Annotated in this window: 21 protein-coding genes; 11 read left to right on the forward strand and 10 right to left on the reverse strand. The window is 63.8% G+C overall.

What is annotated here, in order from left to right:
* The first annotated feature begins 177 nt into the window (after positions 1-177).
* From HUX88_RS05940 to HUX88_RS05950, 3 genes are read left to right on the forward strand one after another with little or no spacing between them, the layout of a single operon-like run.
* The gene (locus tag HUX88_RS05940; protein WP_176361156.1) at positions 178-1,320 is read left to right on the forward strand and encodes a PfkB family carbohydrate kinase; all 1,143 of its coding nucleotides are present in this window, start codon (positions 178-180) and stop codon (positions 1,318-1,320) included.
* An 11-nt stretch (positions 1,321-1,331) separates the two neighbouring features.
* Entirely contained in the window at positions 1,332-2,243 is a 912-nt protein-coding gene (locus HUX88_RS05945; protein WP_176361157.1) for a pseudouridine-5'-phosphate glycosidase, read from the forward strand.
* Positions 2,244-2,271: 28 nt separating this feature from the next.
* The gene (locus tag HUX88_RS05950) at positions 2,272-3,180 is read left to right on the forward strand and encodes a LysR family transcriptional regulator (RefSeq protein WP_176361158.1); all 909 of its coding nucleotides are present in this window, start codon (positions 2,272-2,274) and stop codon (positions 3,178-3,180) included.
* Here HUX88_RS05950 and pcp read toward each other — a convergent pair.
* The 4 genes from pcp to HUX88_RS05970 form a co-directional block, all read right to left on the reverse strand.
* Positions 3,177-3,827, reverse strand: coding sequence for a pyroglutamyl-peptidase I (gene pcp, locus HUX88_RS05955; RefSeq protein WP_117013087.1), 651 nt, complete (start codon positions 3,825-3,827; stop codon positions 3,177-3,179). The genes HUX88_RS05950 and pcp overlap by 4 nt on opposite strands.
* 61 nt (positions 3,828-3,888) lie before the next feature.
* Complete coding sequence (locus tag HUX88_RS05960) at positions 3,889-4,845, reverse strand: DUF979 domain-containing protein (protein WP_176361159.1); 957 nt, start codon at positions 4,843-4,845, stop codon at positions 3,889-3,891.
* Positions 4,842-5,549 carry a DUF969 domain-containing protein gene (locus tag HUX88_RS05965; protein WP_117013085.1) on the reverse strand — a complete coding sequence of 236 codons (708 nt, stop codon included), beginning with the start codon at positions 5,547-5,549 and terminating at the stop codon, positions 4,842-4,844. The genes HUX88_RS05960 and HUX88_RS05965 overlap by 4 nt, the downstream gene beginning before the upstream one ends.
* Positions 5,550-5,625: 76 nt before the next feature.
* Positions 5,626-7,944: a TonB-dependent receptor gene (locus tag HUX88_RS05970; protein ID WP_176361160.1), complete on the reverse strand. Its 2,319-nt coding sequence runs from the start codon at positions 7,942-7,944 to the stop codon at positions 5,626-5,628.
* 531 nt (positions 7,945-8,475) lie between these two features.
* Between HUX88_RS05970 and tal the strand changes: the two genes are divergently transcribed.
* The 5 genes from tal to HUX88_RS05995 all read left to right on the forward strand — a co-directional run bounded on the left by tal (position 8,476) and on the right by HUX88_RS05995 (position 14,358).
* A complete protein-coding gene (gene tal / locus HUX88_RS05975) occupies positions 8,476-9,567 on the forward strand; it encodes a transaldolase (protein WP_176361161.1) in 1,092 nt (363 codons plus the stop codon).
* 120 nt (positions 9,568-9,687) lie between these two features.
* Positions 9,688-10,683, forward strand: coding sequence for a BMP family protein (locus HUX88_RS05980; protein ID WP_117013082.1), 996 nt, complete (start codon positions 9,688-9,690; stop codon positions 10,681-10,683).
* A gap of 90 nt (positions 10,684-10,773) precedes the next feature.
* Positions 10,774-12,303 carry an ABC transporter ATP-binding protein gene (locus HUX88_RS05985; protein ID WP_176361162.1) on the forward strand — a complete coding sequence of 510 codons (1,530 nt, stop codon included), beginning with the start codon at positions 10,774-10,776 and terminating at the stop codon, positions 12,301-12,303.
* Positions 12,300-13,379: an ABC transporter permease gene (locus tag HUX88_RS05990; RefSeq protein WP_176361163.1), complete on the forward strand. Its 1,080-nt coding sequence runs from the start codon at positions 12,300-12,302 to the stop codon at positions 13,377-13,379. Before HUX88_RS05985 ends, HUX88_RS05990 begins: the two co-directional genes overlap by 4 nt.
* Positions 13,380-13,386: 7 nt before the next feature.
* Positions 13,387-14,358: an ABC transporter permease gene (locus HUX88_RS05995; protein ID WP_117013079.1), complete on the forward strand. Its 972-nt coding sequence runs from the start codon at positions 13,387-13,389 to the stop codon at positions 14,356-14,358.
* Here HUX88_RS05995 and HUX88_RS06000 read toward each other — a convergent pair.
* The 3 genes from HUX88_RS06000 to HUX88_RS06010 all read right to left on the reverse strand — a co-directional run bounded on the left by HUX88_RS06000 (position 14,355) and on the right by HUX88_RS06010 (position 15,867).
* Positions 14,355-14,714: a cytochrome c family protein gene (locus HUX88_RS06000; RefSeq protein WP_176361164.1), complete on the reverse strand. Its 360-nt coding sequence runs from the start codon at positions 14,712-14,714 to the stop codon at positions 14,355-14,357. The genes HUX88_RS05995 and HUX88_RS06000 overlap by 4 nt on opposite strands.
* Entirely contained in the window at positions 14,711-14,899 is a 189-nt protein-coding gene (locus HUX88_RS06005; protein WP_176361165.1) for a hypothetical protein, read from the reverse strand. Before HUX88_RS06005 ends, HUX88_RS06000 begins: the two co-directional genes overlap by 4 nt.
* Positions 14,900-15,282: 383 nt before the next feature.
* Positions 15,283-15,867, reverse strand: coding sequence for an NUDIX domain-containing protein (locus HUX88_RS06010; protein ID WP_176361166.1), 585 nt, complete (start codon positions 15,865-15,867; stop codon positions 15,283-15,285).
* 76 nt (positions 15,868-15,943) lie between these two features.
* Between HUX88_RS06010 and HUX88_RS06015 the strand changes: the two genes are divergently transcribed.
* From HUX88_RS06015 to HUX88_RS06025, 3 genes are all read left to right on the forward strand, one after another.
* Positions 15,944-16,714 carry a DeoR/GlpR family DNA-binding transcription regulator gene (locus HUX88_RS06015; RefSeq protein ID WP_176361167.1) on the forward strand — a complete coding sequence of 257 codons (771 nt, stop codon included), beginning with the start codon at positions 15,944-15,946 and terminating at the stop codon, positions 16,712-16,714.
* Positions 16,715-16,852: 138 nt separating this feature from the next.
* Positions 16,853-17,698: an ABC transporter substrate-binding protein gene (locus HUX88_RS06020; RefSeq protein ID WP_229219222.1), complete on the forward strand. Its 846-nt coding sequence runs from the start codon at positions 16,853-16,855 to the stop codon at positions 17,696-17,698.
* A 59-nt stretch (positions 17,699-17,757) separates the two neighbouring features.
* A complete protein-coding gene (locus tag HUX88_RS06025; RefSeq protein WP_176361169.1) occupies positions 17,758-18,228 on the forward strand; it encodes a hypothetical protein in 471 nt (156 codons plus the stop codon).
* Positions 18,229-18,235: 7 nt separating this feature from the next.
* Here HUX88_RS06025 and HUX88_RS06030 read toward each other — a convergent pair whose 3' ends face one another.
* The 3 genes from HUX88_RS06030 to HUX88_RS06040 are packed head-to-tail and all read right to left on the reverse strand — an operon-like array spanning position 18,236 to position 22,274.
* A complete protein-coding gene (locus HUX88_RS06030; protein ID WP_176361170.1) occupies positions 18,236-19,315 on the reverse strand; it encodes a S1/P1 nuclease in 1,080 nt (359 codons plus the stop codon).
* Positions 19,312-20,538, reverse strand: a complete 1,227-nt coding sequence (locus HUX88_RS06035; protein WP_176361171.1) for a phospholipase D-like domain-containing protein — start codon at positions 20,536-20,538, stop codon at positions 19,312-19,314. Before HUX88_RS06035 ends, HUX88_RS06030 begins: the two co-directional genes overlap by 4 nt.
* 8 nt (positions 20,539-20,546) lie before the next feature.
* Positions 20,547-22,274, reverse strand: a complete 1,728-nt coding sequence (locus tag HUX88_RS06040; RefSeq protein WP_176361172.1) for a bifunctional UDP-sugar hydrolase/5'-nucleotidase — start codon at positions 22,272-22,274, stop codon at positions 20,547-20,549.
* Between the last annotated feature and the right edge of the window lie 98 nt (positions 22,275-22,372).

Raw genomic sequence — 22,372 nt, forward strand, 5'->3', positions numbered from 1 at the left:
GCTGACACTATGCATCATCGTCCATATGTATGGCAAATACCATTTTTCTTCAGCATTTATACTAAAGCGATATAAATCAGCGGTATTATAAAACAAGGCAAACTTAGCCGTAGTGCGCGATTGACTTGATTTGAACAAATGTTTAACATGATGAACAAATGTTTTAGCGAGTAGCCCGTGACCGATTCCTCCAAAAAGGACCAGCTCTATGCGCTGATCCGTGCCAATCCCTTCATCTCCCAGCAGGACCTGGCGGTGGAACTGCGCCTGTCGCGCTCCGCCGTGGCCGGCCACATCGCCGGCCTGATCCGCGAACGGCGCCTGCTGGGCCGCGCCTACGTGCTGCCGGACAAGCGCCCGGTCATGTGCATCGGCGCCGCCAACCTGGACCGCAAGCTGCGCACCATCGCCAGCATGCAGCTGGGCACCTCCAATCCCGCCACCGCCGAGGAAGTGTTCGGCGGCGTGGCCCGCAACATCGCCGAGAACCTGTCGCGCCTGAACCTGCCGACCGCGCTGCTGACCGCCCTGGGCGACGACGTCGCCGGCCGCAGCCTGCAGGACCACGCCGAAAGCGCCGGCATCGACACGCGCGGCACGCTCAAGCTGCCGGACACGCAGACCGGCACCTACACCGCCATCCTCGACGACGCCGGAGAACTGGTGGTGGCGCTGGCCGACATGGCGCTGTATGACCGCATCTCGCCGGACTACCTGGCCAGCCGCCAGCCGCAGCGCTCCGCCGCCGCGATGACGGTGGTCGACCTGAACCTGCCGGCCGACAGCATCGCCCTGCTGCTCGCCAGCGCTCGCGCCGACAACGTGCCGCTGGTGATCGTGGCGGTGTCGCAGCCGAAGATGGCGCGCCTGCCGGCCGACCTGCGCGGCCTGCGCCTGCTGATACTCAATCGCGGCGAACTGGAAACCCGCGCCGGCCGCGCGCTGCCGACCGAAGCCGACGTGCGCGCCGCCTGCCGCGAAGTACAGGCCCAGGGCGCGCAGGACGTCATCGTCACCTGCGGCAGCCAGGGCGTGTTCCACACCCGCGACGGCGAGCTGGTTTGGCTGGCCGCGCACCAGGTGGAGGTGGTCGACGTGACCGGCGCCGGCGACGCCTTCTCGGCCGCCGTCTGCTGGTCGCTGTACCAGGGCAGCCAGGACCTGACGCTGGCCTGCCGCCGCGGCCTGAAGGTGGCCGCGATGACGCTCGAATCGCAGGAGACGGTGTCGCCGATGCTGGCCGCCGACGTTCTCGACGAGATCCACGACTTCGACCTGTCGGCGGAATACAACCCGCCGCTGTTCCCCAACAAGGCTTAAGGAATCACATCATGCACCAATACCTGCAGTTTTCACCCGAAGTGGCGGCCGCCCGCGCCGCCGGCAAACCTATCGTCGCGCTGGAGTCGACCATCATCTCGCACGGCATGCCGTATCCGCAGAACGTGCAGATGGCGCGTGAAGTGGAACAGATCATCCGCGACGGCGGCGCCGTGCCGGCCACCATCGCCATCATCGGCGGCAAGATCTGCATCGGCTTGTCGGAAGAGCAGCTCGAACTGCTGGGCACCTCGCCCGACGCCATGAAGGTCAGCCGCCGCGACCTGCCCTACGTGCTGGCGCAATCGAAGCTGGGCGCCACCACCGTGGCCGCGACCATGATCTGCGCCGAGCTGGCGGGCATCTCCGTGTTCGTCACCGGCGGCATCGGCGGCGTGCATCGCGGCGCCGAGACCAGCTTCGACATCTCGGCCGACCTGCAGGAGCTGGCGCGGACCTCGGTGGCGGTGGTGTGCGCCGGCGTCAAGTCCATCCTCGACATCGGCCTGACGCTGGAATACCTAGAGACGCACGGCGTGCCGGTGCTCAGCGTGGGCCAGCGCGGCTTCCCCGCGTTCTTCACGCGCGAGAGCGGCTTCAACGCCGACTTCCAGCTCGACACGGCGGCCGAGCAGGCGGCCTTCATCCACACCAAGTGGCAGCTGGGCCTCAAGGGCGGCGTGGTGGTCAGCAATCCGGTGCCGACCGATGAAGCGATGCCGAAGGCGGAGATCGACGCCATCACCACGCAAGCCTTGCAGGAAGCCGATGCGCAAGGCGTCACCGGCAAGAACGTCACGCCCTTCCTGCTCAGCCGCATCAAGCAGCTGACCGAGGGCCGCAGCCTGGCCACCAACATCGCGCTGGTGAAGAACAACGCCCGCTGCGGCGCGGCGCTGGCCGTGGCCATGCACGCTCACTGACATCGAACCACATCGCCCAAAGAACGCCATGTCCATCGATCTGAAACAACTAAGGTACTTCCTCGCCGTCGCAGAAGAAAAGAGTTTCAGCCGCGCCGCCGAGCGGCTGCATATTTCGCAGCCGCCTTTGAGCCAGCAGATCATGAAGCTGGAAAATGAACTGGGCGTGAAGCTGTTCGCCCGCACCACCCGTACTTTCGAGCTGACGGTGGCGGGCAAGGCGCTGATGAGCGAAGCATCCGACCTGCTGGGCAAGATGCGCATGACCATCGACACCATCCGCCAGATCGACCGCGGCGAAGTGGGACGGCTGCGGGTGGGCATCGTCGGCTCGGCGATGTGGGGACCGATACCGAGTTTGCTGGAAGAGTTCCAGACCAAGTTCCCGCGCGTGAGCTGGACCCTGCACGAACTGGGTCCGACGCTGCAATACGAGGCGCTGCGCGCCAAGCAGATCGACGTGGGCTTCTGGCGCGAGCCGAAGCTGGACGAGGACGATCTGAGAAACGACAACCTGCGCCAGGAGCTGTGCTTCCGCGAGGACGTGTGCGTGGCCATCAACGAGCATCACCCGCTGGCCAAGCAGGAAGCGATCGAGCTGACCGACATCGCCGAGGAGCCCATGCTGACGCTGGCGCTGGACAAGTCGTCCTTCCCGCGCTACTTGATTCAATGCTGTGTGAAGGCCGGCTTCCAGCCGACGATATTCCAGGAAGCGTCCGAGCCGCAGACGCTGCTGGCGATGGTCGGTGCGGGCCTGGGAGTGGCGCTGCTGCCCGAGACCACCAGCCGCATCGGCTGGCCGGGCGTGGTGTTCCTGCCGATCCGCACCAATCCGCCGTCGGCGAATTTGTACATCACCTACACCACGCTGGACGACGCGCCGGTGGTGCGGGCTTTCCTCAACATCCTCAACCCCGTCAAGCCAGGGGCTTAGTGCGTCACGCCGCCCGCCTCGCGCATGTCCACATCGTGGGCCAGCGTGGTGCGGATGGCGATGCGCAGGCCTTCGATCATGTCCTCCAGCTTCATGCTGGCCGAACCCGGATGCGCGGCCGCCTGCTGCGGCAGATACGGAATGTGGATAAAGCCGGCGCGCATCGTCGTGCCCCATTCGTGCGCCTGGTGCATCAAACTATAGAACACATGGTTGCACACATACGTGCCCGCCGACTGCGACACCGACGATGGCAACCCCGCCTCGCGCAGCGCATGCACGATGGCCTTGATCGGCAGCGTGGCAAAGTAGGCCGCCGGGCCGTTGGTGACGATCGGCTGGTCGACGAGCTGCCGTTTCTGGTTGTCGGCGATGGGCGCGTCGTCGATGTTGATGGCGATGCGCTCCACCGACAGATCGACCCGGCCACCGGCCTGCCCGACCGCGATCACGATGCTGGGCTGAAGCTCTTCCACCGCCTGGTGCAGCACCTTGCTGGCCTGCCCGAACACGCAGGGCAGCTGGCGCGCGTGGACCACGAAGTCGCCCTCGTGCCACTCCGCGAGAGCGCGCACCGCTTCCCACGAGGGATTGATGGTCTCCTTGTTAAACGGCTCGAACCCGGTCAACAATATTATCTTTTTCATCTACATACACTCCGATTGCCGCACTTGTTTGTGCGCTACTCTACTCCAAGTCACTTGCGTGTCACATGTTCATCAGAAAATAAAGAAGTGCTATATTAGCAAGCAATAGCGGCAATGCGGTGCCCACTTGGATCTTCACGACGGCGTTCTTGTCGGGCAGTTCCAACAGCGCGGCGGGCACGATGTTGAAGTTGGCCGCCATCGGCGTCATCAAGGTGCCGCAGTAGGCGCTGAACATGCCGATCGCCGCCATCACCGCCGGATTGGCGTGATACACGCCGACCAGCACCGGGATGCCGACACCACCCGCGATCACCGGAAACGCCGCGAAGCCATTGCCCATGATGACGGTGAACAGCGCCATGCCAATGCAGTACACCGCCACCGCCACCAGCCGCACGTCGAGATTGATGTAGGACGTGACCACGTGCGCCACCGCCTTGCCCATGCCTGCCTCGGTGAACAGCAGGCCAAGCACCGCCAGCATGTGCGGCAGCACCACCGCCCAGCCCAGATGGTCGATCAGGCGGCGCGATTCGCGCATCGCCTGCATCGGCGTGGAGCGCGTCAGCCAGCAGGCCGTGACCACGGCGAACAGCGAACCGCAACCCAGGCTGGCCAAGGTGGCGTTCTTCGGATCGAGCAGCAGCAGGCTCCCCAGGTGCACATCCTTGAGCAGGGTCGAGCCGATCACCGTGGTGGCGGGGATGATCAGCGCCGGTATCAGCAGGCGGTGGCCGAGGCGCTGCGCGCTGCTCTTGCGTTCTTCCTGCGTGCGCTCGCCGTAGCGGCCAAGCGCCACGCCGCCGAAGCCGGCGATCAGCGCCATTACCACCATCAGCACGCCCGCCGCCACCGGCGGCAGCAGGTCGCCGGCCAGATAGATCACGGCGTACAAGAACCAGAACAAAGCGCTCGACCAGCGCTTGGGATTATGCTTGTCGGTCAGCGACATCCAGGCGACCAGCAGCAGCATGGCGCCCAGCACATAAAAGAAGTATTCGAGCTTGAGTATCATGCCGGCTCCTTCACCGCCAGCATGGCGCGGGCGATCTGCGCGTCGAGCCGGTGCAGGCGCCAGGAGTGGATGATGAAGGCCGTCACCGCGGTCGGTATGCCCCACAGCGCCATGTGCAGCGGATCGACTTCCAAGCCTTCGCCGCGCAGGATGGTCTGCATCAGCAGGATGGCGCCGAAGGCCACAAACACGTCCTCGCCAAAGAACAAGCCGACGTTGTCGGTGGCGGCGGACATGGCGCGGATGCGGTGGCGCAGCTCCTCCGTCAGGGCCGGGTAGCGCACTTCGGCGGCGCCCTCCGCCATCGGCGCGATCAGCGGGCGCACCATGTTCGGGTGGCCGCCGATGCTGGTCAGGCCGAAGGCGGCGCTGATCTCGCGGATCGCCAGGTAGACGATCAGCAGCCGGCCGGTGGTGGCGGACTTGATGCGCGCGATCGAGGCCTGCGCGTGCTCCTTCAACCCGAAGCGCTCCAACAGGCCGATGGCGGCCAAGGGCAGCAGCAGGATCAATGGCAGGTTGCGGGTCTTGATGAAGGCCGTGCCCAGGGTCGCGAGCAGATGCTCGACCGGCATGGCGGCGGCGAAGCCGGTGACGGCGCAGGCCACGATCACCACCAGCACAGGATGGGCGCGCAGCGCGAAGCCCAGTATGATGACGGCCACGCCGAGCAGCGGCCACAGATTGACGACGGTATGATCCACGAATCAGGCTCCATCCATAAAAAAAATCCCCGCACATCTTACGATGCGCGGGGATTTTCAGATAGCGGTCAATTCCTTAGAAGTTGACCTTGAAGGTGCCGCCCCAGGTGCGTGGCTCGTTCAACATGCCGGTCAGGTTGTCGAAGTCGATGGCGCCGATGATCACGCGCTTGTCGGTGATGTTACGGCCGAACAGGGCCGCTTCGTATTTGCCGTTACCCCACTTGTAGCCAGCGCGCACGCCACCTTCGACCAGCGACTTGGCCTTGTATTCAGGCGCTTCGTACAGGAAGAAGTTGTAGCTGCTGCGATAGGTCCAGTCGGTGTAGGCATAGAACTCGCCATCGCCGATGTCCTTGCTGTACTTCAGGGTGAAGTTCAGCTGAGTCTTCGGCGCGCGCGGCAGTGGGTTGCCGTCGATCTTGGACGTGCCGGCAAACGGACCGGCCGCATTGGTCGGCGTGCAGCCGTAAGGATGAGGCGCGGTGTTCCCCAGGTTGCCGCAGTACTGCACGAACAGGTTCTGGTCCTTGATCTCGGTATCGTTGTAGCTGCCGCCCAGGGTCATGCTGAACTCGTCGCTCAGATTGGCCTGGAAGTCCACTTCAACGCCTTGGCCGGTCACTTTTTCAGCGTTGATCAGCTGGTTCATGTTGATCCCGCCGCTGCCTGCGGTCAGCTGCTTGTCCTTGACGCGGTACTGGAACACCGAAGCGCTCAGACGGGCGCGCTTGTCGAACAAGTCCTGCTTGATACCGGCTTCATACGACAACGCTTTTTCGGCGCCGGCGAACGATGGCTTGTCGCCCAGGCCGTTCAGGCGACCCTGCATCGATGGCGCGCGGTAGCCGGTGGCCACGCGGGCGAACAGGTTGGTGGTCTTGTCCAGTTCATAGGTGCCGCTCACATCCCAGCTCAGGTTGTGCGAGGTGTTGTCGATCTCGAACGGGCCGGACATCTTAGGCGGTTCGTAGCGCACGGCCGAGAATTCCTTCTTGTCGGTTGTGTAGCGCAGGCCGCCGCGTACCTTCAGCTTGTCGCTGACGGTGTAGTTCAGCGAGCCGAAGGCCGCCCACGACTTGGCGTGCTGGAACTGCTGCGCGTACGCGGCGTTCTGCGGATTGCCAGGGGTGAACGAGTCAAAGCTGATCGAGTCGATCTGGATGTCTTCGTTGAAGAAGAACAGGCCGCCGATCCACTGCAGCGGACCCTTGTAGTTCGACTCGGCACGGAGCTCTTGCGAGAACTGCTTGTGGTTGGGCAGCAGGTCGGCCGTTTCAACCGCGAACGGGATATAGCCAGGACCGTACGGTGGCGCGTACGACGCGCCAAAGCCGCCGTCCACGTCCGCGCGGCTGTTGAACTTCAGCGTTTCGTAGCCGGTGATCGAGTGCAGCGTGATGTCGTCCAGGTTGTACTTCAGGCGGATGTTGCCGCCCTTGGTGGTCAGCTTCTGGTAGTTGACGCCGTCGGTCGGATAAGAGCTGTAGTCGAAACCATCGACCAGGTCGTTGGTGCCCTTCTTGATGATGTTGGCGCGGAACAGCGTGGCGCTGCCGTGGTAGTCGCGCTCGTGGTAGTTGAACAGCGCGCTGAAGTCCTTGTTCGGCTTGACCAGCGCCTGCAGGCGGAAGGCGTTGTCGCCGTAGCCTTCGAAGTCCTGGGTGCCGGTGTTCTTGTTCGGGTTGGTGTTGTGCACGCGGTCGCCACGGTGCTGGCTGGTGCCGGAGAAGCGCAGCGCGACCACATCGTTGACCGGGATGTTGAACATGCCTTCAGCGGTCTTGGACGAGTAGTTGCCCACGCCCAGGGTCAGGTAGCCCTCTTGCTTGAAGACCGGCTTGGCCGAGTCGAACTTGATCACGCCGGCCGGCGAGTTACGGCCGAACAGCGTGCCCTGCGGGCCGCGCAGCACTTCGACCTGGTCCACGTCGAACACAGGGAAGCCTTTCAGCATGGCGTTTTCCTGGACGATGTCGTCCATCACCAGGCCGACCGGCTGGGAAGCGTTCAGGTCGAAGTCGGTGTTGCCCAGGCCGCGGATGTAGAAGCGCGGGAAGGTGCGGCCGTAGTCCGATTCCACGTTGACGGACGGCGAGCGGCCGGCCAGGAAACGGATGTCGGCGGCGCCCGAGGTCAGCACGTCGAGCTTGTCGCCCTTGAGCGTGGCGATCGACATCGGCACGTCCTTGATGTTCTCGGCGCGGCGTTGCGCGGTCACGATCACGGTTTCCAGTTGGCCTTTGGTGGCGGTCTCCGGGGCGTCGGCCGCCGGCTGGCCTGCTGCAACGGCGGCGGCCGCTTCGGCAGCCATCGCTGCGTGCAGCGGGAATGCGCTTGCAACTGCCAGCGCGATCAGTGTCCGCGCTGCGTAACCACTACTTTTTTTGCTCATGAGTCCTGCTCCCTATTGTGTAGGCAAGGTTGAAATATCAATCCAAAATCTCGCCTTCGCCGCGGATCGCGGCGGGCGATGTCCTTGTTTTTGTTGGTAAAAATGTATCGAAACTACGGTGTTTCGCATAAGAATATGCAAACTACCAACCATGCTAGCATGGAAAAAAATGGCAGAAACTCACTTTTTGAGCGTTTCGATTCATATCAATTTTATATAAATAGCTAAATAAAATCGAATTTGTCGTACATATCGACGCTGATGCATAGTAGTGGACGGCCTAAAAAACGGGCTGTTTAGTACGGAAAAACCACCCCGCTTGCAGCTAAACCAGCGATTTCCAAGCTCCCTCGGGATGCCCCGGCAGCCCCTGAACATGCGGAAATTGGCTTATCCAACAAGCAGGAAATTTTTCCAAACGGACAAAAAAGCAACAGCACAACAATATTAAATTCGGCCTCAACTGTTGCGGCAGTGCGACATGATTCCCGGCAATGGTCGCCGGGACACAATCTTGGACGGAAGATGTAGATGAATAACATGCTCGAACAAAGCCGGCTGCGCGCGGTCGGCGCGCTGGGACAACAAATCTGGCTCGACAACCTGAGCCGCGACCTGCTCGCCTCCGGCCGGCTGGCGCAGCTGATCGCCGCCGACGGCATCCAGGGCCTGACGTCCAATCCCGCCATCTTCCACCACGCCATCCGGCACGACGCCGCCTACCAGGCCGCGCTGCCGCAGTTGCGCACCTCGCTGGCGACGCCGGAGGCGCGCTTCGAGGCGCTGGTGCTGCCGGACGTGCAGCGCGCCTGCGACCTGTTCGCGCCGCTGTACCGCGAGTCCGACGGCAAGGCCGGCTTCGTCAGCTTCGAAGTGTCGCCGCGCCTGAGCCACGACATCGACGGCACCATCGCCGCCGCCCGGCGCCTGTGGGCCGCCATCGACCGGCCCAACGCCATGATCAAGATCCCGGCCACGCCGGCCGGCATCGCCGCGCTGGAGGAAGTGATCTACGCCGGCATCAACGTCAACATGACGCTGATCTTCACCGCCAGCCAGATCCAGGCGGTGCGCGCCGCCCACCGCCGCGGCCTGGCGCGCCGCCTGCAGGACACCTCCTCGGTGCAGCGCATCGCCAGCGTGGCCAGCGTCTTCATCAGCCGCATCGACGTCGCGGTCGACGCCCTGCTGGACAACTCGGCCGACGAGAGCGCGGTCGCGCTGCGCGGCCGCGCCGCCATGGCCGCCGCCCGCATCGCCTATCACGACTGGAGGAACGACGGCGGCTTCGCCGTGTTCGCCGCTTTCGGCGCCACGCCGCAATGGCTGCTGTGGGCCAGCACCGGCACCAAGGACCCGCAGCAGCGCGACGTGCGCTACGTCGAGGGCCTGATCGGCCCGCACACCATCAACACCGTGCCCGACGCCACGCTGGCCGCCTTCCGCGACCACGGCGAGGCGGCGGCCACGCTGCTCGACACCGACATCGACGCCGACCGCGCCGTGATGGCGCAACTGGCGCGCCACGGCATCGATCTGGAAACGGTGGGCCAGCAGTTGCTGTCGGCCGGCCTGCTGCAATTTGAACAAGCTTTTGACCAACTGCTGGCGCTGACGGCGTAAAACGGCGGCCATCCCCGAGGCAAACCTCTAAAAATCAGGGATTTGCCGCGATAAAGCGGCCTCGAATTACATGTTTCGTCCAATAAAAATATACAATATCGATCTTCCAGGAGCCTATTCATGAAACTTTCACAACTTAGTTTGACGGTTGCAGCACTGTTCATCGCTGCCAGCGCGTCCGCGGCTGACCCAAAGCTGGGCATCGTGTATGACGCAGGCGGCAAGTTCGACAAGTCGTTCAACCAGTCCGCTTTTGAAGGCGCCTCGCGCTTCAAGAAGGAAACCAACATCAATTTCATCGAGGTGCAAGCCTCCAGCGACACCCAGGCGGAGCAGGTGCTGCGCGGCCTGGCCCGCAAGAACCTGGACATGATCGCCTCGATCGGCTTCGCCCAGCAGGCCGCCGTGCAGAAGGTCGCCAAGGAATTCCCGAAAGTGCGCTTCGTGCTGATCGACGGCGTGGCGCAAGGCGCCAACATCAACTCGATCACCTTCAAGGAAGAAGAAGGCTCGTACTTGGCCGGCGTGGCTGCGGCCATGGCGTCGAAGTCGAAGAAGCTGGGCTTCATCGGCGGCGTCGACATTCCGCTGATCCGCACCTTCGCCTGCGGCTACGCCCAGGGCGCCAAGGCGGTCAACCCGAAGATCGAGATGAACTCCAACATGGTCGGCACCTCCTCCGATTCGTGGAACAACCCGGCCAAGGGCGGTGAACTGGCGCGCTCGCAGTTCGACCGCGGCGTGGACGTGGTGTTCGCCGTGGCCGGTGGTTCGGGCCTGGGCACGCTGCAGACCGCGAAGGAAAAAGGCAAGCTGGCGATCGGCGTCGATTCGAACCAGAACGGCCTCTATCCCGGCACCATCCTGACCTCGATGGTCAAGCACGTCGACGTGGCCGTGTACGACGCCTTCATGCAGATGAAGAACGGCACCTGGAAGGCCGGCGTCACCGCCAAGGGCCTGAAGGAAGGCGGCGTCGATTGGGCGCTGGACGAGAACAACCGCAAGCTGATCACGCCGGAAATCGAGAAGCGCGTCATCGGTGCCCGCAAGGACATCATCGACGGCAAGGTCAAAGTCATCGACATCCGTTCGGGCGCAGCCTGCCCGGCCTGACCCATGTTTGAACATTGAGCGCGCCGCCGGGGACACTCCCCGTGCGGCGCGTTTAACATTTCCACTTAATCCCGCACCGAAAACGATCCTATGCAGCCAGCAGTAGAATTTCGCGGCATCTCCAAGCATTTCGGAGCCGTCAAAGCGAACACGGACGTCAGCTTCACCATCGCCAAGGGTTCCATCCACGGCCTGGTGGGCGAGAACGGCGCCGGCAAATCGACCCTGATGAGCATCCTGTACGGATACTACCGCGCCGACGGCGGGGAGATCCTGCTCGATGGCCAGGCGCGCCGCATCCACAACAGCCAGGAAGCGATTGAGCTGGGCATCGGCATGGTGCACCAGCACTTCATGCTGGTCGAGAACATGACCGTGCTCGATAACGTGATGCTGGGCAGCGAGGGCGGTTTCAAGCTCCAGTCCAAGCGCGCCGCCGTCGAGGCGCAGCTGCGCGAGATCTGCACCCGCTACCGCCTCGATGTCGATCCGCTGGCCACCATCCACGATTTGTCGGTGGGCGCGCAGCAGCGCGTGGAGATCCTCAAGCAGATCTACCGCAGCGCCAACATCCTGATCCTGGACGAGCCGACCGCCGTTCTGACCGCGCAGGAGACCGAGTCGCTGTTCGAGATCCTGCGCCTGTTCAAGGAACAGGGCAAGACCATCATCCTGATCACGCACAAGCTGCAGGAGATCCTCGACATCACCGACACCGTCACCGTGATGCGCGGCGGCCGCGTGATCGGCGCCGTGCCGACCGCCGGCACCACCAAGGAAGACCTGGCCAACATGATGGTCGGCCGTCCGATTGAAAACAACCTGCCGCGCGCGCCCTACAATCCTGGCGCGCCGGTGCTGCAGGTGGAAAGCCTGCAGCTGCAGGACGAACAGCAGGTCAAGCTGCTGGCCGATATCGGCTTCACGCTGCGCGCCGGCGAGATCGTCGCGATTGCCGGCGTGTCCGGCAACGGCCAGAGCGAGTTGATGGAGATCCTGTCGGGCATGCGCCTGCCGACTTCCGGCAAGCTGGAATTCCTGGGCAAGGCGCTGCCGTTCGCCGGCCGCTCCGACGCCGACGGCTTGCCGCGCACCTTCCGCGACCTGGGCATCGCCCACATTCCGGAAGACCGTCTGCGCGACGGCGTGGTGAAGGCCTTCTCGGTCATGCACAACACCATCCTCGGCTACCAGGACAAGCTGAAAAACCGCTGGGGCCTGTTCGACTTCAAGGCCATCGCCGCGCGCTGCGCGGAGCTGATGAAGAACTTCGACGTCCGCCCCAACAACCATGACCTGCGTATCGGCCTGCTCTCCGGCGGCAACCAGCAAAAGGTGGTGATCGCCCGCGAAGTGCTGGCGCAGCCCAAGCTGATGCTGGTCGGCCAGCCGACGCGCGGCGTCGACATCGGCACCATCGAAAGCATCCACAAGCAGCTGCTCGCCCTGCGCGATTCCGGCGTGGCGATTTTGCTGGTGTCCGTGGAGCTGGAGGAAGTGCGCGCGCTGGCTGACCGTATCCTGGTCATGTGCGGCGGCCGCATCACCGGCGAACTGAAAATTGAAGAATTCGACACCACCCGTATCGGCTTGCTGATGGGGGGGATGCACAAATCATGAATAACCACGACCTGCCACGCTGGGCTACAGCGTTTGTAATGCCCGTCCTGAACCTGTTGTCGGCCCTGTTGGTGGCCGCGCTGGTGATCTACCTGCTGGGCGAAAGCCCGGTCGAATCGATGGGCATCCTGATCAACAGCGCCGTCGTCAATCCCGAGGGATTGAGCTACACGCTGTTCTACGCCTCCACCTTCATCTTCACCGGCCTGGCGGTTTCGATCGCCATGCAGGCCGGCTTGTTCAACATCGGCGCCGAAGGCCAGATGTACTTCTCAGGCCTTGGCTTGACTTGGGCCATGCTGGCCTTCGACAGCTCGCTGCCGATGTGGATACTGATCCCCGTAGGCATGTTGAGTGCGGCGCTGTTTGGCGCGCTGTGGGCCTTCCTGCCCGGCTATCTGCAAGCGAAGCGCGGCAGCCACGTGGTCGTTACTACCATCATGTTCAACTACATCGCCAGCCAGTTGATGAACACCGTGATCGTCAAGTACCTGGTGCCGGTGGGCGAACAGAATCCGGCCAGCCGCGCCTTCAGCGCCGCCGCCGAGATGCCGCGCCTGAACCAGTGGTTCCCGGTGCTGGGCGAGACGCCGCTCAACATCAGCTTCTTCCTGGCGATCATCGCGCTGGTGATCTACGGCGTGATGGTGTCGCGTTCCTCGTGGGGCTTCAAGCTGCGCGCCACGGGTTTGAACAAGCACGCCGCGCACTACGCGGGCGTCCGCATCAGCAAGATGATCATCACCGTGATGCTGATCTCCGGCGCGCTGGCCGGCCTGGGTTCGGTCAACTCCATCATGGGTTCGACCCACTACCTGTCGCTGAACTTCGTCGGCGGCGCGGGCTTCGTCGGCATCGCGATCGCGCTGATGGGGCGCCAGCATCCGGTGGGGATCTTCCTGTCGGCCGTGCTGTTCGGCGCGCTGATCCAGGGCGGTTTCGACCTGTCGCTGGAAAAGCAGAACATTCCGCCCGAGACCTTCATTTTCATCCAGGGCTTGATCATCCTGTTCTGCGGCGCGATGGAGAACTTCTACGCCCCCGCGATCGCCGCCCTGATCAAACGGAAAAAGTGAGACCGACATGACTTTTGAAGACCTCCAAATCGGCAGCATCCTAGTATCGACCGTGCGCAACGCGCCGGTGCTGATTTTCGCCGGCATGGCCGGCCTGTTCGCCGAGCGTTCGGGCGTCATCGACATCGGCCTGGAAGGCAAGATCCTGGCGTCGGCCTTCGTGTCGGCGGCCGTGGCCTTCGCCACGCAGAATCCTTGGTACGGCGTGGCCGCCGGCATGCTGGTGTCGGTGCTGCTGGCGACGCTGCAAGCCTACGTCGCGATCACGCAGAAGGGCAACCAGCTGGTGGCCGGCATCGCAATCAACATCGCCATGAGCGGCCTGACCTTCGTGGTGGCGCAGTTCTTCTTCCAGCAGGGCGGACGCACGCCGGACCTGGGACAGGCGCGCCTGTTCGACGTGGTGCTGCCCGGCAGCGCGGCGGTGGAAGGCATACCGTTCATCGGCTGGCTGTACGCGCACCTGATCGGCGGCCATTCGGTGCTGGTGTACCTGGCGTTCGGGCTGGTGCCGCTGGTGCACTGGGTGCTGTACCACACGCGCTTCGGTCTGCGCCTGCGCGCCTGCGGCGAGAACCCGCACGCGGCCGATGCGGCCGGCGTCAGCGTCGAGCGCCAGCGCTATGTGGCGATGCTGATCGCGGGCGTCCTGTGCTCGTTCTCGGGCGCCTACCTGGCGATCGTGCAGAGTGGCTTCTTCCTGCGCGACATGTCGGCCGGTGCTGGTTATCTGGCGCTGACGGCGATGGTGTTCGGTAACTGGCGTCCGGTGTACACCTTCCTCGGCTGCCTGATGTTCGGCTTCTTCGGCGCGGTACAGATCCAGATCGAAGGCGTGGACCTGCCGGTGGTGGGCCGCCTGCCAGGTTCGCTGATCCAGATGGTGCCGTACGTGGTCACCGTGATCGTGCTGGCCGGCCTGATGGCCAAGTCGGTGGCGCCGAAGGCGCTGGGTACGCCGTTCGTCAAATCACGCTAATGCAGTGAACGCAAATAGGACAGCAGGTCGGCGACCTGCTGTTCATCCTTGATCCCCCAAAAACGCATGCTGGTCCCCGGTACCACGTCGTGTGGCGCGCGCAGGAACGCGGCCAGCGTTTTCTCGTCCCACACCAGTCCCGACTTCTTCATCGCATCCGAGTACTTGTAGTCCTTGGTCGACGCCGCGCGCCGGCCGACGATGGCGTTCAGCTGCGGCCCGAAGCCGCCCTGCGCATAAGTCCCGACCTGATGGCAGGAAGCGCAGCGCTTGAACAGCGCCTCCCCCACCTTGGCATCGCCCGCCGCCGCAGCCTGACCGGCGGCCAGGAATAGCGCTAAAAAATATATTCTCATGCTGCGATGGTAGCGCTTTTCAGGAACAGCGTGGGAGGCACGCCGAACAAGCCTGCCAGTTTTTCCGCCAACGCCACATCGATCTTGCGCTGCCCGGCAAGCACCGCATCCAGCTCGCCCTGATCCAGTATCCCGCGAAAATCGTCCGCAGTCCGCTCGCCCTGTTCGATTAAAAAAGCCAGCATTTCATGAGGCTCACTTTCCGCTATCGGGTAGAGTTTTTTTCATATTCGCTAATCATTTCCGCGAGCAAGTCAAACAGACTTGACAAGGGATGGGACGGCTTTTCGTGAACAGTATTCCATATCGCATCCAGTAATTTAAGCGCATCCCGATGGTCTGCGTCAGTCCGCAGAGGCCGCAAGCTTGTAAGCCGCTCAAATGACTACCAAGCAGCCTGAAGTTCCGCAATATCAGGCCCAACAGAACCTGGATCGCTCGGATTGTTCATGATCTAATTTCTCCCTTTAGAAACCGCCGGGTCCACTGTATGACTGTAGTCCATTTGCCGATTGAGCGCACACAAAGAGTGTGGCCGGGGCCGCGGATTTTTGCGGCCCAGCTCGGCTCAGGACGCGGGTAGCAGGTGCAGCGCGGCGTATTGCAGCAGCATGATGGTCTTGCCGTCGGCGATGCGGCCGTCGGCCATCATCTGCATCGCCTGTTCCATCGTCAGCTCCAGCACTTCGATGTCCTCGCCCTCCTCCTCGATGCCGCCGCCGCTGCCGATGCGCGACGCCGGCTCGTATTCGGCCACGAAGAAGTACAGCCGCTCCGTCACCGAGCCGGGACTCATGAACGCTTCGAACACCTTGCGCACCTCGCCCACGCGGTAGCCGGTTTCCTCCTCCACCTCGGCCTTGATGCGCTCCTCCGGGCTGGCCCGGTCCAGCAGCCCGGCCGCCGCTTCGATCAGGAAGCCGTCATGGCCGTTGCCGTAGGTCGGAAAGCGGAACTGCCGCACCAGCACCACCGTGCGCCGCTCGCGGTTGTACAGCAGGATGGTGGCGCCGTGGCCACGGTCGTAGGTCTCGCGCGTCTGGCGCTGCCACGTGCCGTCGTTGCGGCGGTAGTCGAAGGTGGTCTTTTGCAGCAGGAACCAGTCGTCGGACAGGGTCTCCACTTTGTGGATGCGGATGCGGTCTTCGGGCATGTCGATCTCCTTGATCAAGATTGCGTTTTTTTACGATATCATGCAATATCGTGCAATATCAAGAAAATTCACGCATATGCTGACACGTCAACGCAAGGAACTGCTGATCGCCCGCCTGAAACAGGACGGCCAGATTGTCGCCAAATCCCTCAGCGAGGAGCTGGGACTATCGGAGGACACCATTCGCCGCGACCTGCGCGAGCTGGCGGCGGAAGGCCAGCTGCAACGGGTGCACGGCGGCGCGCTGCCGCTCGACCTGCCCGCGTCGCCGGCGATGGGCAATTTCGCCCAGCGCCAGCAGCTCTCCAGCGACGCCAAGCCCGCCATCGCGCGCGCGGCGGCGGCCATGATCGCGCCGGGACAAGTGGTGTTCATCGACGGCGGCACCACCGCCGTGCAGCTTGCGCGCGCGCTGCCGGCGGCGCTGCGCTGCACCGTCGTCACGCACAGCCCGAGCATCGCGGTGGAACTGGCCGGGCATCCGCTGATCGAGGTGATATTGATCGGCGGCCGCCTGTTCAAGCACTCCATCGTGGCGATGGGACCGTCCGCGCTGGAAGCCATCTCACAGATCCGCGCCGATATCTTCTTCATGGGCGTGTGCAGCCTGCATCCGCTGCAAGGCATCAGCACCGGCGACTACGACGAGGCGGGCATCAAGCGCGCCATCGCGGCGTCCTCGGTCAGGACGGTGGTGCTGGCGTCGCCCGAAAAACTCGACACCGCCTCGCCGTTCCAGATCGCGCCGCTGGAGCGCATCGGTGCCATCGTGGTCAATGCGGGCGTACCCGCAGCGTTGCTGAAGCCCTACCGCGAACTGGGCATCGAGGTCGTGCTGGCGTCTTGATGCCCCGATCGGCGCGCTGAAAAATTTGGTGCCATGCCGCAGGGCGTGGCACACTAGCCTTTTCATAGAGTACAAAGCAGTATGAACATGGCCTATAAATTGCGGGGAATTTGGCGCGCATTGCTGCTGGCGTCCTGCATGATTGCGGCCCCGTGCCAGGCAGCGACCCACCTCACCTACCCGCTCACCAGCGATGGCATCGACAGCCGCTACGACTACGATTGGGCGGTGCTGCGCGCCGCACTGGAAAAAACCACGCCACGCTACGGCGTGTTTGAACAGCACCAGTCCGACGTGGCGATGTCGCCGCCGCGCGTGGTGCAGGAGATGACGTCGCCTGCGGGCCGCATCAACATCTTCGTGCGCGCCACCTCGCCGGAACTGGAGCGCCAGTTCATGCCGGTGCGGCTGCCGGTCGATCGCGGCCTGCTGGGCTACCGGCTGCTGCTGATACGCGGCGCCGACCAGCAGCGCTTCTCGCGCGTCAAGACCGTCGCCGACTTGCGGCGTCTGCGCGCGGGCCTGGGCCAGGGTTGGGCCGATGTTCCCATCTTCGAGAAAGCCGGTGTGCCGGTGATTGAAGGCAGTAGCTACGACGGCCTGTTCGCGATGCTGGAAGCGGGCCGCTTCGATTTCTATTCGCGCTCGGCCGACGAGGCGCTGCGCGAGTTCCAGGAACGCCATGGCGCCCATCCTCAGATGGCGGTGGAACAGACGCTGCTGCTGCACTATCCGCTGCCACGCTACTTCTTCGTGCGGCGCGACGCCGAGGGCAAGCTGCTGGCCAAGCGCATCGAAACCGGCATGGAAATGATGATCAAGGACGGCACGCTGGATGCGCTGTTCCAGCGCTACAAGGGCGACTTGATCAAGACCACCGCCATGCACAAGCGCCGTGTCATCCAACTCGCCAATCCCAACCTGACGCCACAGACGCCGCTGGCACGCGGCGAACTGTGGTTCGATCCCCTCGCTGGCAAGTAAACGATAGTCATCCGATCACATTGCTTTTATACTAAATCCATCTTCAAGGAGAATTGGATATGAAAAGCACTTTGAAACTGGCTGCCGCCCTGTGCGCAGTGGCCGCCGCTTCCGCCTCGCATGCGGAAACCGTCATCGCCAATTCAGGAGGTCACGCCAAGGCCGCGACGCAGCAGGCCAGCATCTACCTGGCCTCCTGCCCTGGCATCGCCTACCAGCTTCGGATCGACAAGCCGGAAAAATCCGTTCGGTTCAGCGTCGACACCGGCAATGGCCCGACGGTCACCGATCTGTCGGCCACGCCGTTCGGCGTCGCCATGCGCGGCAAGGCGCTGTATGGGAATTTTGGTTTCAGCTGCGCGGCGGATGCCTTGAACATCGACTTCATCGGCTTCGAGTTGCGCCAGGGCGCGCAGCCCCAGCCCAGCGAGTACCGGCTGACGGTCGCCAAGAACGGCGCCATCGTCGCAGACAACGGCCTGGTCGAAGAGAAGCTGGCCTTCGTCAACCAGATGCTCGCCAAGCCTTGAGCCGCGCTTATTGCCAGATCGCCTTGAGCACGGCGGCCAGGTTGTAGCCGCCCTGGATCAGCTGCGTCCTGGCGGCTGCCGAACTGGGGACCGGATAATCGTCTGGCACCGTCAGCGACCAGACGTTGAACACTTCGCCGGTCTTGCTGGTCTGCTGGCCGATGGCGCCGGCCGTTACGCCGGTGTGCGCCAGCTTGGCCACGGCCAGCGACTGGTCGGCCCACGCGTATGGCCAGCTGATTGGATCGCCGGTGTTGGCCTCCACCGCCGGCTTTGACGCGATAACCAGTTGCGCAAACTCCTGCGGCGAGCGAGCGCCGACGCGGCGGAAAACGTAGTTCACCACCGTGGTGTCCCAGTACGAATGGAACGGGCGCGTGGTCTGCGGCGCGCGCGGCGGCGTGCCTGCAACTGCGGCCTGCGCGGCCGGCTTGGCCTCCACCGGTGCGGCAGGGATCAGTTGCGCGCTGATGGCGCTCATCTTGATATCATCCAGCAGCAGGTCGTTGCCGCCGCGCGCATCGTACACATGGACCGCGTCGATCTGCGCCTGCTTCTGCGGCACCACGAAGGCGCCGTTCTTGTCGACGTAGGCCGCGCCCACGTGCAGCGGCTGCACCACGTCGCCCGCCAGATGGGTGAGGATCAGCAGCGCCTGGCGCGGCGTGAAGTTGTGCGGGTTGCTGATCTTGTCGCCCTTGCCCTGCAAGGTGGCGATGCACTGCTTGAGCGTCTGCACGATATCGTCGTCGGCGGTGCCGGCATCGTGGTCGTGATAGTGCGCGTTCTGGAACGGCACATCGGTGTAGTGGTAGATGCTGTGCTGCGGATTGGCGGCGACGTAGGCCGTCATCTCTTCGCTCAGCGGGCCGCAATACGTGCCCTTGACGCAGTCGGCCCAGGTGGAGATTTTCTCCAGGCTCTCGCCCGGCAGCAGCAAGGCCTTCACGCGCTGCTCGGCATTGCTGCCCTGGATCAGTTGGTCGGCGATGGCGCCGACGGCGCGGTGGCCGTCATTGCCCCATGCGTGGGCGTTGATCGAAACGAAGGCGCCGCTCAGCGCCACAGTCAAAACAAGCTTGTTCATTCAGGGCTGCCTTTGGCGGGTTTGGCGTACTTCTTGTTGATGTCCAGCGGCTGCGCATACGGCGAGTTCCACGTCTGCTCCTGCAGCGCGGCCAGGCGCTGCGCCATCTTCTCGTTGCGCATCACCACTTCCAGGTTGCGCGACAGGTCCATGTAGCCGCCGCTCCAGTTGCTGGTGCCGACCCATGCCACCTGGTTGTCGATCACCATGGTCTTGCTGTGGATGACGCGCGCGAACGGAATGAAGCCGCTGCTGGCAACCGGCAGCGTGACCACGCGGATCTCCACGTTGGGCAGCACGGCCAGGCTTTTCAGATAGACCAGCGCCGGCTCCTCCAGGTTCCAGTTCGACACCATCAACTTGATCTTCACGCCACGGTTGGCGGCGGCGCGCACCGCGTTGTCGATCACGGCGTAGTATGGCCGCGTGCCTTTCGGGCCGTAGCTCAGCGGCGCGTAGTCCAGCAGCTGCACCCGCACCTCGCTCTTGGCTTCCGCCAGCAGCGCCGGCAGGCCCGCTTCGGAATCGCCGACGCCGGCCGGGTTGAACTGGTTGGGGCTGGACAGCAGGAAGGTCGACTGGTGGATGTCCGGCGTGACCGCCTTGATGTTCAGCGCCGGCGCCACCTGGCCCTGCGCGGTGATCGCCTGCGCGCGCCAGTCCTGGTTGAACACCGCCTGCACCTGGCCGACGATCTTCGCGTCGGTGATGCGCAGGCCGGTCTCGTGGATATGCTCGAACGAGCGCCAGTCGAAGTTCTGGCTGCCGATATAAGCGACGGCGCCGTCGACCACCATGTACTTGGCGTGCAGGATGCCGTTGCCGGTCAGCTTGTTGAAATCGATGATGCGCAGTTCCAGGTTCGATATCGCCTTCAAGCGCTCGATGGTGGCCTTGTCCGACAGGCCGACACCCTTCTGGTCCAGCAGGAAGCGGATCTTGACGCCGCGCTTGCCGGCCGCCTCCAGGTGCTCCACCACTTTGTTGAAGACGCTGCCCTCATGGCCGACCACATAGAACTGGCCTATCGCGATCTCGCTCTTGGCGCCGTCGAACAATTCGCTCCATACGGTGGCGGGGTCGCGCAGGTCGCCGCTGTGCAGAGGGGTTTCCACCGGCGCGGTCTGCACCAGTTCAAAACCGGGTATCGAAAACTCGGCGCGCGCAGGCAGGGCCGATGCCAGCAGCGCTGGCAGCAAAACGGAGAGTAAAACGCGACGCATGGTGACTCCTAAGGTTGTTGCAGGCGCTTGATGCGGCCCTGTGTTTCGCTACGGCCGGCCGGCTTGCCATATTGCTCGCGCCGGGTCAGGTAATCGGTCAGCGCGTCGATGTCGCGGATGTTGGTCATGGCGCGGTTGCTGCCCTGCGTGAAGGTGGGGAAGGCGTCGCCGCCCTCGGCCAGGAAGTTGTTGACCACCACGCGGTAGACAGTGCCGTTCTCGATCGGCACGCCGTTCAGCGTCAAGGTATCGGCCAGCACCTTGCTGCCCTCGCCGCGCCTCGGGTCCCAGGTGTATTTGAATCCGTCCGACACCTGCAGCAGGCCGCGCGTGATATCGCGGCCGCCGCTCCATTGCTGCTCCAGCAGCTCGCGGATCTGCGAGCCGCGCAGGTTCATCACCACCAGCGAATTCGTGTACGGCAGCGCCGCCAGCAGCTGGCCGACGTTGACGCGGTTGCCGGCGCTGGTGTCGAGGTCATGCCGCAACGAGCCGTTGTTGACGAAGGCGATCTGCGCGCCATACGGGCGACCGGCCGCCAGCGTGGCGTCGGTGACCAGGTCGCCCAGCGCGGATTCGCCGTCGTCCTGTTTTTCACGCGGCACGCTCGGCACGGCCAGCGCCGCCACCGGACGCGCCAGCGCGGCGGCGCTGCGGTCGCGGACTTTTTTCATGTAGGCGTCCAGCGCCGGATCGGCGGGCCACGCACCGGGGATCATCACCTCCTGCTTCGCGCTGACGTCGCGCAGCGTATTGCCGGCCGTGTCGACGGTGAGCGTGATGCGCGACAGGACGTGGCCGCCCATGTCCGACTGCGTCACCAGGCGCCCGTCCACGCGGCACAGGTAGCCGCGGTGCGAGTGGCCGCTGACGACCAGCCGGATCGCCGGATCGAGGCGCTTGACCACATCGACGATAGGGCCGCTCAAATGGCTGCAATCCTGCTGATCGAATTTGTCGGTGGTGCGGCCGCCCTGGTGGATCAGCACCACGAACACGCCCACGCCCTGCTTGCGCAGTTCCGGCAGCTGGCGGTTGATGGCGTCCGCCTCGTCGACGAAATCCAGGCCGGCGATGCCGGACGCCGGCGCCTTCTCGGTGGCCTCGCGCAGCACGGCGCCGATGAAGCCGATCTTGACGCCATGCGTCTGCTCGATCTTGTAGGCCGGCAGCAGCGGCTTCTTGGTCACCATGTCGATCACGTTGGCGGCCAGGTATTGGAACTTGGCGCCGCCGTAGGGGTTCTCGAATTTGCAGGCCTTGTCGGCGCGCGGCGAATTGCAGCCGCCCTTTTGCTGGCGCAGCAGTTCCAGGCGGCCGGCGTCGAATTCATGGTTGCCGAGCGAGCTGACGCGCAGGCCCAGCAGGTCCATCGCGCCGAGGGTCGGCTCGTCGGCCCACATCGAGGAGATCGCGGGGCTGGCGCCGATCAAGTCGCCCGCGCCAACCAGCAGCAGTTCGGGATCGGTCTTGCGCCAGGCCTGCAGCGCCGCGCCCAGCGTGTCGATGCCGCCGGCGACGATGGTGCGCTCGCCGGAGGCGTAGGCGCTGTCGAGCACGTATTTGCTCGCTTCGAGATTGCCGTGGAAATCGTTCAGCGTGACCAGTTCGACTTGGGCCGTGCCGGGTGGAAGCGCCGGCTTGTGCAAGGCGCAGGAAGACAGGAGCAGCGCCGCGCAGGCAGGCAGGGCCAACGCAGACCGCAGTGCGCGCGCCGGCAGGGAAAACTTGATCATCAAAGGTCACTCCGAATTCGGCGGCCGCCCTGGTGGCGGCGGCCATATGCGAACGTCGCGCGCGGCGCTCGCATATGGCCGGATCAACAACAACCCGG

It is taken from the genome of Duganella sp. BJB1802 (genome assembly GCF_013369445.1).
Classification (GTDB): Bacteria; Pseudomonadota; Gammaproteobacteria; order Burkholderiales; family Burkholderiaceae_D; genus Rugamonas; species Rugamonas vulcania_A.